Genomic DNA, 12771 nt, shown 5'->3' on the forward strand with positions numbered 1-12771 from the left:
CGGGCGTTGCCCGGTTTTTTTGTACTTATGCTTTTGATTGACGCTCCCGAAATTCGTTACGCATCAGCACAAAACCAGAACCCAGGATGCCCCCGAGTAAAATGGCCACTACAAGAGTAATTACCTTACGCGGGCTATCGCGGTGGATAGGCAAAGTTGGTTTCATCACGTAACGATAAGCATGTATATTTTGTGGCTTCACGACAATCGTCTGAATATTAAGAAGATTCTTGCGTGTTTTGTAGTAATCATCAGGAAATACCAGCGGGCGGGACGACTCATTCTTGATCATCGACTCCAGCGCCGCGCTGCCAAGCAGAAACAGCGTATCCTGAGATACGTTTTCCGTTTGCCGCACTTGCGGTGAATGCACTTCCGCCTCTTTTGCAACAGAAAGTGCCTGGGCGATCTGTTTGATCCTAAGGTCTTTTTGCTCCTGTGCAACTTTTTCCTGCGTCGACAGCAACTCAACTAAATCGCGAGTACGCGATTTCACACTGGTCTGTAAATCATCAATCAATTCTTTAGCGATTTGTTGATCAATTTGCTCGATATATTGCGCCAGCTTTTTCTGCGCATCCTGAGCGGTTGATCCCTGGTAGGTAACTTTTAGCGGTAGTGATTGTCCCTGAACTGCAGTATCGATGGTCAGTTTTTCGGGCTCTTCCTGGTTGTCAAGGGTTTCAGATAATGCCGCGAATGCGGAATTAAAGCGGCCAATCACGCGCTGTTGGATACCAGCGATGTCATACTTGTCATCGTTACTTAATATGCTCATCGCATTGGAATAACCGGCAATCTGTCCGGCATCAGGTGAACTGATTACCGCAACGGAGGTCCATTTCTCTTTTGCGACACTTAAATAAATCCCTGCAATAATAATAAAAAGAATGATGAACAGCGACACGATCCATTTACCGCGCCAAATTTGAGATAAAAGAACAATTATATCGATCTGTTCCGGCTCAATGCTCTGCCCGGCAGACAGATTGTTTTTTTCGTGTGTCATAGCAACCCTAAATGAGAAGCGCAAAAGAGAATCATAGAGCGCGAGTTTAGCGGTTCGTTATTTTTTTTCTATAGGACTACGTGTAAATAAGTTTTACCAGACACTCTTTTAACCGCTTTTACGCTTTTATAACTGATAGCGATTACCTGTCGGGGATCATACAATAGAAGGATTGTACGTTTTTGATGTAAGAAAGGATTAGCTATGAAATTTCTGGTCACCGGCGCTGCCGGGTTTATCGGCTATCACGTCAGTGAACGTTTGCTGAAAGCGGGCCACCAGGTGGTGGGTATTGATAACCTGAATGATTACTACGATGTCAGTCTGAAACAAGCGCGCCTGGATTTACTGGCCTCTCCCGATTTCCACTTTCATAAAATCGATCTCGCTGACCGCGAAGGGATGGCGCAGCTGTTTGCGCGTGAAAAATTCGACCGCGTTATTCATCTCGCTGCACAAGCAGGTGTCCGTTACTCGCTCGAAAACCCGCACGTTTACGCAGAATCTAATCTGATTGGACATCTGAACGTACTTGAAGGCTGCCGTCATCATAAAGTGCAGCATCTGCTGTATGCCTCCTCCAGCTCCGTTTACGGGTTAAACCGTAAGATGCCGTTCTCCACTGATGATTCAGTTGACCACCCGGTATCACTCTACGCGGCAACGAAAAAAGCCAATGAACTGATGTCGCATACCTATTCGCATCTGTATGGTCTGCCAACGACCGGCCTGCGTTTCTTTACGGTTTATGGCCCCTGGGGGCGCCCGGACATGGCGCTCTTTAAGTTCACGAAAGCGATGCTGGAAGGCAAGAGCATTGACGTTTACAACTATGGCAAGATGAAGCGCGACTTCACCTACATTGATGATATCGTGGAAGCGATTATCCGTATGCAGGATGTTATCCCGCAGCCGGATGCAAACTGGACAGTTGAAAGCGGGTCACCGGCAACCAGCTCTGCGCCTTACCATGTTTATAACATTGGCAATAGCTCTCCGGTCGAGCTGATGGATTACATCACGGCACTGGAAGAAGCATTGGGTATTGAAGCGCAGAAAAACATGATGCCGATTCAGCCAGGTGATGTGCTGGAAACGAGCGCAGACACCCAGCCGCTGTATGAGGTGACAGGCTTTAAGCCCCAGACTTCAGTCAAAGATGGTGTGAAGCGCTTTGTTGACTGGTACAGAGCGTTTTATAACGTGTAAAAAAACGGCCCTGACGGGCCGTTTTACTTTAAGCAATAACAATTAGTCGTTACCGAATAAATCGCGGGTATAGACTTTGTCCTGTACATCGGCCAGTTCTTGCGCCATGCGGTTGGAGATAATGACATCCGCTTCTTGCTTGAACGCGTCCAGATCGCGTACCACGCGGGAGTGGAAGAATTCATCTTCCTGCATTACTGGTTCATAAATGATGACCTGCACGCCCTTTGCTTTAATACGCTTCATGATGCCCTGAATTGAAGAGGCGCGGAAGTTATCGGAACCACTCTTCATGATTAGACGATAAACACCCACCACCTTGGGTTTACGCGCCAGGATGGAATCCGCAATAAAGTCTTTACGTGTACGGTTAGCATCAACGATAGCCGAAATAATATTATTCGGTACTGACTGGTAGTTCGCCAGCAGCTGTTTGGTGTCTTTCGGCAGGCAGTAACCGCCGTAGCCAAACGACGGGTTGTTGTAGTGATTGCCGATACGCGGATCCAGACATACGCCTTCGATAATCTGGCGGCTGTTCAGCCCCAAGCTTTCTGCATAGCTATCCAGTTCGTTGAAGTACGCCACGCGCATCGCCAGATAGGTGTTGGCGAAGAGTTTAATCGCTTCGGCTTCAGTTGAGTCTGTAAACAGCACGCGAATATCTTTTTTGATGGCGCCTTCCTGTAGCAACGCAGCAAAACGCTCGGCACGTTCGGAGCGTTCGCCGATAACGATACGCGATGGGTGCAGGTTATCGTACAGCGCCTTACCTTCACGTAAGAATTCCGGTGAGAAGATAACGTTATCAATGCCGTATTTTTCACGGATGGACTGGGTGAAACCGACGGGAATAGTCGATTTAATGATCATCACCGCTTGCGGGTTGATCTCATGAACGTCACGAATCACAGACTCCACGCTGCTGGTGTTGAAGTAGTTCGTTTTCGGATCGTAATCCGTCGGCGTGGCAATGATGACGAAATCCGCGCCGCGATAGGCGTCGAGTTTGTCCGTCGTCGCACGGAAGTTCAGCGGCTTATTCTGCAAATACTCCTGGATCTCCTTATCCACGATGGGAGAGATCTTCTGATTAAGCATATCTACTTTGGACTGAACGATATCCAGCGCCACCACTTCATGATTCTGCGCAATCAGAATCCCGTTCGATAGCCCAACGTAACCTGTTCCGGAGATTGTTATTTTCATTCGATAAGCAACTTTTGTGAGTGTATGAAACCGGAGATGACGATCCCGTCGCCACCCGCTTAATATCAATAACTGTTGGGGTTTTTACCTCTTCTGTTGAGGGACTGTCAAGGCGACAATCGGCCGTCAACAGCGGCGTTTATGTATGGTTTAGCGGGAAATAATCGACAAAATGAATATGACTGCCCGAAAAAACGGCGGTTGAGACGAAAAAAAGGCCCGGTTTTAACAACCGAGCCTGGGTAAACCAGATGGGTGATTATCAGATTAATCCAGCCATTCGGTATGGAACACGCCATCTTTATCTGTGCGCTTGTATGTGTGCGCACCGAAATAATCACGCTGAGCCTGGATCAGGTTCGCCGGTAGTACCGCAGAACGGTAACTGTCGTAGTATGCCACCGCCGCAGAGAAAGTCGGTACCGGAATACCATTCTGCACGGCATAGGCCACTACATCACGAAGCGCCTGTTGGTAATCGTCGGCAATTTTCTGAAAGTACGGTGCCAGCAACAGGTTTGCGATGGCCGGGGTCTCGGCATAAGCATCGGTGATTTTCTGCAGGAACTGCGCACGGATGATACACCCTGCGCGGAAGATCTTCGCTATTTCGCCGTAATTCAGGTTCCAGTTGTGCTCGTCAGAAGCAGCACGCAGCTGAGAGAAGCCCTGTGCATAGGAAACAATTTTACCGAGGTACAGCGCACGGCGTACTTTCTCGATAAATTCAGCTTTATCACCCGCCGGTTTCGCCTGCGGACCGGAAAGTACTTTAGACGCGGCAACACGCTGCTCTTTCAGAGAAGAGATATAGCGCGCAAACACGGATTCGGTGATCAGCGACAGCGGCTCGCCAAGGTCCAGAGAGCTCTGGCTGGTCCATTTGCCGGTGCCTTTATTCGCCGCTTCGTCGAGGATCACATCAACGAGATATTTACCCTCTTCATCTTTTTTGGTGAAGATATCTTTGGTGATGTCGATAAGATAGCTGCTCAGCTCACCTGCGTTCCACTCGCTGAAGGTTTTCGCCAGCTCTTCGTTAGAGAGATTCAGGCCGCCTTTCAACAACGCGTAAGCTTCGGCAATCAGCTGCATATCGCCATATTCGATACCGTTATGCACCATTTTAACGTAGTGACCCGCACCGTCCGGACCAATATACGTTACGCAAGGTTCGCCATCTTCCGCCACTGCAGCAATTTTGGTCAGGATCGGAGCAACCAAATCGTAGGCTTCTTTTTGACCGCCAGGCATGATTGATGGACCTTTCAGCGCGCCTTCTTCACCACCGGAAACGCCTGTGCCGATGAAGTTGAAACCTTCTTCCGAAAGTTCGCGATTACGACGAATGGTGTCCTGGAAGAATGTGTTGCCGCCATCAATAATGATGTCGCCTTTATCGAGATATGGCTTGAGGGAATCGATAGCGGCGTCGGTGCCTGCACCGGCTTTCACCATCAGCAGGATGCGGCGCGGGGTTTCCAGTGATTCGACAAATTCTTGTACGGTGTAGTAAGGAACCAGCTTTTTGCCCGGGTTTTCGGCAATGACTTCTTCGGTTTTTTCGCGCGAGCGGTTGAAAACTGAAACGGTGTAGCCACGGCTTTCAATGTTGAGCGCCAGGTTGCGCCCCATTACCGCCATACCAACAACGCCGATTTGTTGCTTGGACATTACATACTCCTGTCAGGTTTGGTCACCGCGACATATGCACGGCTTGAAATGTGGCTTAGATGTTAACTCAAGTTTGTTGAGCCTGGATAGCGGAAGATGCCATCAAGCCTTGTCATTGACGTAATGAGAAGAAATGTATCAATAGGCGCCATCGCGACGTAGCACGACGTTAACGGTTTTGAACAAAATCGCAATATCGTTCCATAATGACCAGTTCTTGACGTACCATGAATCAAAATAAACGCGCGTTTCATAGTCCACATCATTGCGACCACTAACTTGCCACAAGCCCGTCATTCCTGGTTTTGCCATCAAATAATAATCAACATTTTCGAGGTATCTCGTCAATTCATCAGGAACAACAGGACGCGGACCGACAAGACTCATTTCGCCCTTTAAGACATTAAATAACTGTGGCAATTCATCAAGGCTGGTTCTGCGAATAAAACGACCAACCTTTGTGATACGCGGATCATTCTTAAGTTTGAAATCTTTATCCCATTCGGCTTTTGCTTCTGGATTGCTTTTAAGTAACGCATCCAGAATCTCTTGCGAATTGATTACCATTGAGCGAAACTTATAACAGGGAAAGAGTTTTCCATGTCGCCCTACTCGCTGATGTCCATAAATAGCAGGTCCCCCATCACGCGTCACTTTGTACCAAAGATAAATAAAGAGCGGTGAGGCTAATATCAGAATTATCATTGAACAGATAATATCAAAGCTTCGTTTCAAAAAACGAGAAGAACGCTTAGCCAAATTGGTATGAATGCGTAATAGCATTACCTCATGGCTAAATATAAATGACATTTCTGTGTTATATAATGGTAGCCCGCGCAACGAGGGCACAACTGTGACAGAGCGACAATGGTGTTTTGAAAGTTCACGAATCCATGCAAGTGATTTATCGAGATTTTCATTATCGAAGGCGACGATAAAATGCACTTCTTTTAGATCAGCGACACGCCATATATCATCAGGATTGTTGATAAGGGGCAAACCTAATATTTCTGTTTCATCAGTTATATTTTCATCATCATAGAAAAGAGCAACCTCAAACCCAAGCATCTCCTCACTTTGAATCGCATGGTATGCCTCGCGCGCATTGACTCCACTGCCTAAAATAAACGTTTTCTTTTTCCACACTCCCGCCTTGTTTAGCATGCTCTTAACTAAGAAACGAAGTGTTGGCACCAGAATCATGGCAAACGCCCAGCAAAATACCCACAAATAACGCGAGAACTGCCATTTTGTAAAAGCCACCAAGGCAAGATCGAAAACAGCGAAAATGACAATGGTACGGAGAATTTCCTTTAATTCATACCAAAAAGGTTTGCGATAAGTGTAATGACGTAAGCGAATGAGAAACCAGCCTACACAGGTTATGGACAAAATGACATGCGAAATGACTCGATATTCAAACTGTTCAGCCGGTATAAAACGATATAAGTCATTAAATAAAAAATAAACAACTCCCAATGAAAGCCATAAAGAAGCGTTGAACGATAAAAAGTCCGAAGCCGCAAGAGCAATTTTGCAAACCCGGGGTTTATATTTGTTTGTTATATCAATGCGTTCCATCATCCCCTCACATTGCCCACTGATAAAATAAATACCAAACCGACATTACATTTTTTCATGAATGCTTTTTAAAACTAAATCAACAAGTTGCTCAGCTTTAACCATTGAATCAGACTCAGCATAACACCGAAGCTCTGGTGCGTTCCCTGAAGGGCGTAAGTGGATGATATCTTTTGTATTCAAAAGTATCCGCGCGCCATCGAGCATATTCGTACTGACGACGACAGATTGCTCCATCCCGAGGGAGTTTAATGCTGTTTGTGGCTGAGTTGATAACATTTCAAGGAGTAAGCGGCTCTTCTCAGTCGGGAAATTTTGCAACCGATTTGAAGCTGTAAAGCGAGCAGGAAGTGCCTGAACTTGTTTAAAAATAGGGGTACGTTTACGGGAAATTAACAGTACCAATGCCGGGAGTACAGCATCACGTGTCGGTAAGGCTTTTATACTGGCAGAGCCATAGTTAATATCGCTACCCAGGAGATAGCCGCCATTCGCTTCAAACCCCGCAACTTTATTATACTTTTTGCGCAATTTCTCAAAGGTTTCAATAATATATGGCGAGCCTATTTTAGTAAGCTCAACATGCTCAAAAAAACCACCTTCGGCAATAGAGCTATTGCAGCTCACGGGTACAGCAACTGCATCAATGCGTAAATGCTGTGAGCAGAGTAATCCCAGAATATCTCCTCTCAGCCAAATACCGTTCTCATCGCTGAGCAATGGACGGTCACCATCACCATCAGTAGAAAATAAAGCATCTAGTTTATATTCTGCGACCCATTCTTGCGCACGTTTTTTATCATTTTCACTTACCGCTTCCGTGTCGATAGGCACAAATTCGTCGCTACGACCAATTCTGATAACTTCGGCACCCAGACCACCAAAAATTTGCGGATAAATATCCCGTCCGGCACTGGAATGCTCATAAATACCAATGCGCATACCTTCAAGAGCATTATGCTCGATAATTGAGAGGTAACGCTGGACATAAAATGTATTCGCATAATCAGAAGCGGCAAGCGAAGGTAAAACGTCAGGCAGCGCCACAGGCAACTCTCCTTGCAGAATCGCCATCTCATCTTGCTTGGAAATTTCACCATCCGGACGATAAAATTTTAGCCCATTGCGATCAAAGGGGATGTGGCTACCAGTGATCATGATGGCTGGAATTTGATGATCCATTGCATAAAACGCTAAAGCAGGAGTCGGCGTTACGCCGAAATAGAGAATCTTAAAGCCCAAGGATTCTGCCGCCGCCGCGCATGCTTGTGCCATTGAATAGCTTGAGGGGCGGTTATCAATTCCAATAGCTACGCTTTTCGCAAAACCAATAATATTGAGAAAATTAATAGTAAAAGCCGCGCATACTTCAGGTCGGAAATCCACGACTAATCCTCTGGCGCCACTGGTGCCAAAAGCGACATTGCTGGTTCGAATGATCTCTGCGCTAATTAAACTTTCCATAACTATTTCCCTGAATTGAACTCACTAACACGAAGAATGTCATCCTCGGATAACAAATTACCGGACTGAATTTCAATGATCTCGAGCGGAATTACTCCAGGGTTAGATAAAGCGTGAGCAGTGCCGACAGGAATGAACGTGGACTCATTTTCATGAATCAGAAACTCTCTTTCTTCCTGTTTTACCAGTGCGGTACCGGAAACCACAATCCAGTGCTCGGTTCGATGCTGATGTATTTGAGCGGAAATTGTTTTCTTTGGCTGAATTGTCAAACGGTTGACAATATAATCCTTTCCACGCGCTAAAGTATCGATGCTTCCCCATGGGCGATAGGTGATCTTATGCATTTTATATTCTTTACGCTCATGTGACTTAAGAACCTCAACCACATTTTTAACATTTTGAACGCAATTTTTGTCTGCAATGAGTAAAGCATCAGGTGTTTGAACAATAACTGTATTTTTTAATCCGATTGCAGCAACCAAAACGTCTTCAGAGTGTATATAGGTGTTTACACAGTCACGCTGAATGACATCCCCTTTAAGAACATTCCCACCGGTATCTTTTTCCGATATATCCCATAACGAGGACCATGAACCAACATCTGACCAACCCGCTTCCATTGTTATAACAACAGCATGTTGAGTCTGTTCCATGACCGCATAATCTATCGACTCGGCAGGGCACTCAATAAAATCATCTTTATTTATTCGAACAAAGTCGAGATCTTCAGTCAATCGTGAAGTTGAATGCTCGCAAGCAGTATATATGTCAAGGCGATACTTTTTCAACTCAGCAAGAAAGCGAGTTGCCCGGAATAGAAACATGCCGCTGTTCCAATAATAGTTACCATTGTCCAGATAGCGCTGTGCGTTTTTAGCATCCGGTTTTTCGGCAAACTGTGCCACTTTAAATGCATTTTCACTAACTTCTTCGCCTCGAAGGATATATCCATATCCTGTCTCTGCATGAGTTGGGACGATACCAAATGTAACGAGATTCCCTGCTTCAGCTAAAGTGACTGCACTATTAACAGCCCTGACAAAGCTTGTCTCTTGCTGAATAACATGATCTGCCGCAAGCACTAACAGCAACGGATCATTGTCAGGATTTTTTTTTAAGGCCGTAAATGCTGCAAGCGCAATAGCAGGTGCGGTATTACGAGCTGCGGGTTCAAGGATAATATTATTGGCAAGTTTACCAATCTCTCTTAATTGTTCAGCGACAAGAAAACGATGATCGTCGTTACAAATAATAACGGGATCCTGCGTATCTAGTGTTGCAAGGCGTGAAATAGTTTCTTGAAGCATGGTCGTATCTCCATGCAATTTCAAAAACTGCTTAGGGTGTTGTTCACGCGAAAGAGGCCATAATCGACTTCCTGTCCCACCCGCCATAATGACAGGTAAAATAAAGTTATTACTATTTGTTTTCATTCTTGTATCCTACCCGGTTCCAGTAACTTTTATACATGCTCAGTTTTTTACATAACGTGAGGGGCAATTTTCGCCAGTTCAAACCGAGCTTATAGCCAACGTACTTTGCACCAGTAGCCAAAATAGAACGAGGAAGCCAAAGTGGATGATTGTGCAAAAGGAAATTCAATTCTGATTTCACAAAACGAGCTCCCTCACCAGCCGCACCGCCAAAATCCTGTTGTATCCATTTATTACAAGCGTGAAAAACTCCGGTATCGAAGTATCTTTGAAATTCTTCTCGAGTGGAATAATTATGCGAATGTCGGACTATTGCTTCAGCACAATACCCTACTTTATAACCAGAAAGAACCATTTTTGCAGCGAGGAACATATCCTCTGCCAGGATAGTATGTTCCGGAAAACGACCAAGCGCATCATAAATATCACGGCGATAAGCCGCAAATGAATTCGACATGAATGCAACTTTTATCCCAAGATCACGAATATCTTCCCGTTGCTTAATTCTGGAAACGGAACTGTAATTAAATTGACGTGCATGTATTGCGAGTGGATTTGCATCCAGGTGCGGTAACTGACGTCCGCAAACAGCAGCGATAGTCTCATCATTGAAGCATTTTATGAGTTGCTCCAGGCTGGTCGACTCATGAAGAATCGCATCTTGTGTCAGAAAAACAATTATCTCTGCAGAGTTAGTCGCAGCTACTGCTAAATTACGGGTTCCACCATGGTTAAAATTTTCTTTTTTAATAAATAGGACTTTTGTGTTTTTCTGTCCGACTGCTATATCAACCGTATTATCCGTGGAACTTGAATCAATAATGATTACCTCATCTGGATAAACTGTTTGGGAGTTTAAAGCATCCCACCAGGCAGACCAGTTACTTCCAGCCTGGTAAGTTGGAACAATAACTGCAAATCTCATTTACAGATTCCTTCCAACCAATGGTTAACCATTTTATCCATATTCGTAACGCTATATTTTACGGCGATACCCTTCATTTTATTTTGCACATTTTCGTTATAATTGATGGCCTGAATAGCTTTACTCCAAGATTGATGCGACAGAGGATTAACATAAATAGCAGACTCCCCTAGTATTTCTTTAAAAACAGGGATATCCGCCACAATAGCTAATGTACCAGAGGCCATCGCTTCAACGGGAGGAATACCAAATCCCTCATCTAAAGAAGGATAAACCAATGCTGCCGCCTGGCTGTAAAGCTTTTTAAGTGTTGCAAAGGGGAGCTCATGAAGAAATTCAACGTTATCAGTAAGCCCTAGCTGTGCCACAAGTGACTTCAAAAAATCAACATATTGCGTCCGGCCACAAACAATTTTGAGCTTATATGTATCCTTCCATACAGTATGCGCATTAAGCAAAGTATGGATATTCTTGTGGAACCAGCTTGCTCCTACTGCTAAAAGAAAATTATCTTTCTTTTCTGAATATTCGAACTCACTTTTATCTATAGCATTATAAATTACCGATACATTTTCCAATGGCAAGCCAAAATTTGAACATATTCTTTTTTTGACTGTTTCAGAAACGGTCAAAATACCAATGCATTTTTTAACTTCTCGCGGAAGTATATGATTAAAATAAATCTTTTGCATAATGCTATCAGGATAATTGCAAGGCCTCAAATCATGCACAGTGATAACCTGGTTTCGAACGAGTGGAAGTGCATGATGAGTTGTTGAAACAATAACTTCTTCCGGGTATTTTCTTTTTATTTTCCATCCCAGCCAATAGCTATAAAGCAACCAAAAGACAGGACGCAACCTGGAGATACGAGACGTATTCCCGACAATTGAAGGTATAATTATAAAATCACTATTATATTTCTCTAACCCTGCCCGGTGATAATCTGCGCAAATAATAGCTGATATTTTTTTCCTGCTAGCCAGTGCATCCAGAAATTTTAGACTATATTGCCACATCCCTGTGCCATGCTTTCCTAAGCGTGAAAGATTTACAATCATTGCTGTACCCGCTCCCCTTGAGTCCAATATAACACTGCCATTATTAAAAACACTACTAGCACGAAAATTAAATTGTTAAACAACATTTTTAGAGCAATAAACCATGGATCCCTGTTAAATCTGAAAAGAGTATCACAAATGAAATAAACATAAGTTATTAACTTCAATAACGGGAGTTTTTTATGGCTTGTAGTTCTCCACAGTATGAACAAACAACACCCAAAAAGAAATACCAGACAAAATAAAATGAGGAAAAATATATAATAGTACTAGCATACCCAGACAGTCCTCCAGGGGGGGCCTAAATTCCCAAAGGCTGAAGGTGACATAAGTAGTGCTTTGTTTGTCGTATCAAACGATGGCAATGAAAATATAAATGTATCGACAATAAGATTTTGCGGTGCAAAAGGTACCATGTGTGCATTCAAGGAAGTTAACATTTTGACAAATGAAATCTGATTGATATAGATTCATAAACTACCGGACTTTATATTATATCCAAATTGAGGTTATCCATACTTATAGCAACATCAGATCTTTGTACAAAGACAGCAAGAAATGCAAGTAAAACAATAAAGCCGCTTAATAAGCCATAGATTATAATTTTAGTCTTACTAAACATTTTTCCATAAAAAATAAAATAGTAAAAATACATATCAGCGTAAAAACCCTAGTACCGTGCAATAAATTCGAAGAAATAGTAAGGAATAGGAAAAATGAAAATTTATTATTCCCACTGAATAACGAGTATATGAAAATTATAACCGCTAACTCAGTTAATCCCATGGAGGTAGTCCACGTTTTGCTACTCATCGACCACGAGTCAAACGCATAGCTATTGTAAGCAACTTATTTATATAACAAAGTTTGTCACAATCAAAAGAATAATAACGATAAAAGAAATAAACTTTTCGACTGAATTCAATGAATACTTAATAATCTTTATCTTATCCAAATGCAGTAAACCATGACCTAGCAGAGAAGCACAATAGGCTTATTATATAATAAGTCATTATTTGTTTTAATATGCCGTCATTTAATTGCATAGTTTGCCTTGTCCCCCTTCAGAAAAATAAAAAAAACATACAGAACGGGTAGCATGTAAACCAAATTAGAAATTAAATAGAAAACCTCATGAGGAAGCACTCTTAGCCTCTTAGCCTCTTAGCCTCTTAGCCTCTTAGCCTCTTAGCCTCTTAGCCT

At 43.6% G+C, this 12771-nt stretch carries 9 protein-coding genes; 1 reads left to right on the forward strand and 8 read right to left on the reverse strand.

Annotation, left to right across the window (positions count from 1 at the left end; genetic code table 11):
- Positions 1-25 precede the first annotated feature (25 nt).
- Positions 26-1009, reverse strand: coding sequence for an LPS O-antigen chain length determinant protein WzzB (gene wzzB / locus RT644_RS07515; RefSeq protein WP_313626286.1), 984 nt, complete (start codon positions 1007-1009; stop codon positions 26-28).
- Between the two features lie 204 nt (positions 1010-1213).
- Between wzzB and RT644_RS07520 the strand changes: the two genes are divergently transcribed.
- On the forward strand, positions 1214-2218 hold the full coding sequence (locus RT644_RS07520) for an NAD-dependent epimerase (RefSeq protein WP_097405683.1): 1005 nt from the start codon (positions 1214-1216) through the stop codon (positions 2216-2218).
- Between the two features lie 42 nt (positions 2219-2260).
- Here the strand turns inward: RT644_RS07520 and ugd are convergent, their stop codons facing one another.
- The 7 genes from ugd to RT644_RS07555 all read right to left on the reverse strand — a co-directional run bounded on the left by ugd (position 2261) and on the right by RT644_RS07555 (position 11568).
- Positions 2261-3427 carry a UDP-glucose 6-dehydrogenase gene (gene ugd, locus RT644_RS07525; RefSeq protein ID WP_045510666.1) on the reverse strand — a complete coding sequence of 389 codons (1167 nt, stop codon included), beginning with the start codon at positions 3425-3427 and terminating at the stop codon, positions 2261-2263.
- 267 nt (positions 3428-3694) lie between these two features.
- Complete coding sequence (gene gndA, locus RT644_RS07530; protein ID WP_313626287.1) at positions 3695-5101, reverse strand: NADP-dependent phosphogluconate dehydrogenase; 1407 nt, start codon at positions 5099-5101, stop codon at positions 3695-3697.
- 138 nt (positions 5102-5239) lie between these two features.
- The gene (gene wbaP, locus RT644_RS07535; protein ID WP_313626431.1) at positions 5240-6682 is read right to left on the reverse strand and encodes an undecaprenyl-phosphate galactose phosphotransferase WbaP; all 1443 of its coding nucleotides are present in this window, start codon (positions 6680-6682) and stop codon (positions 5240-5242) included.
- Positions 6683-6727: 45 nt separating this feature from the next.
- Positions 6728-8146: a phosphomannomutase gene (locus tag RT644_RS07540; RefSeq protein WP_313626288.1), complete on the reverse strand. Its 1419-nt coding sequence runs from the start codon at positions 8144-8146 to the stop codon at positions 6728-6730.
- 2 nt (positions 8147-8148) lie between these two features.
- Entirely contained in the window at positions 8149-9582 is a 1434-nt protein-coding gene (locus RT644_RS07545) for a mannose-1-phosphate guanylyltransferase/mannose-6-phosphate isomerase (protein WP_313626289.1), read from the reverse strand.
- Complete coding sequence (locus tag RT644_RS07550) at positions 9569-10507, reverse strand: glycosyltransferase (protein ID WP_313626290.1); 939 nt, start codon at positions 10505-10507, stop codon at positions 9569-9571. Before RT644_RS07550 ends, RT644_RS07545 begins: the two co-directional genes overlap by 14 nt.
- On the reverse strand, positions 10504-11568 hold the full coding sequence (locus tag RT644_RS07555; protein WP_313626291.1) for a glycosyltransferase family 1 protein: 1065 nt from the start codon (positions 11566-11568) through the stop codon (positions 10504-10506). Before RT644_RS07555 ends, RT644_RS07550 begins: the two co-directional genes overlap by 4 nt.
- Positions 11569-12771 lie beyond the last annotated feature (1203 nt).

The organism is Kosakonia sp. (assembly GCF_032104925.1).
Taxonomy (GTDB): domain Bacteria; phylum Pseudomonadota; class Gammaproteobacteria; order Enterobacterales; family Enterobacteriaceae; genus Kosakonia.

What these genes read in the sequence shown, in the direction of transcription:
- RT644_RS07520 (WP_097405683.1), top strand. Translation starts at nt 1,214, where the DNA reads ATGAAATTTCTGGTCACCGGCGCTGCCGGGTTTATCGGCTATCACGTC.
- wzzB (WP_313626286.1), bottom strand. Translation starts at nt 1,009, where the DNA reads ATGACACACGAAAAAAACAATCTGTCTGCCGGGCAGAGCATTGAGCCG.
- RT644_RS07545 (WP_313626289.1), bottom strand. Translation starts at nt 9,582, where the DNA reads ATGAAAACAAATAGTAATAACTTTATTTTACCTGTCATTATGGCGGGT.
- RT644_RS07555 (WP_313626291.1), bottom strand. Translation starts at nt 11,568, where the DNA reads ATGATTGTAAATCTTTCACGCTTAGGAAAGCATGGCACAGGGATGTGG.
- RT644_RS07550 (WP_313626290.1), bottom strand. Translation starts at nt 10,507, where the DNA reads ATGAGATTTGCAGTTATTGTTCCAACTTACCAGGCTGGAAGTAACTGG.
- wbaP (WP_313626431.1), bottom strand. Translation starts at nt 6,682, where the DNA reads ATGGAACGCATTGATATAACAAACAAATATAAACCCCGGGTTTGCAAA.
- ugd (WP_045510666.1), bottom strand. Translation starts at nt 3,427, where the DNA reads ATGAAAATAACAATCTCCGGAACAGGTTACGTTGGGCTATCGAACGGG.
- gndA (WP_313626287.1), bottom strand. Translation starts at nt 5,101, where the DNA reads ATGTCCAAGCAACAAATCGGCGTTGTTGGTATGGCGGTAATGGGGCGC.
- RT644_RS07540 (WP_313626288.1), bottom strand. Translation starts at nt 8,146, where the DNA reads ATGGAAAGTTTAATTAGCGCAGAGATCATTCGAACCAGCAATGTCGCT.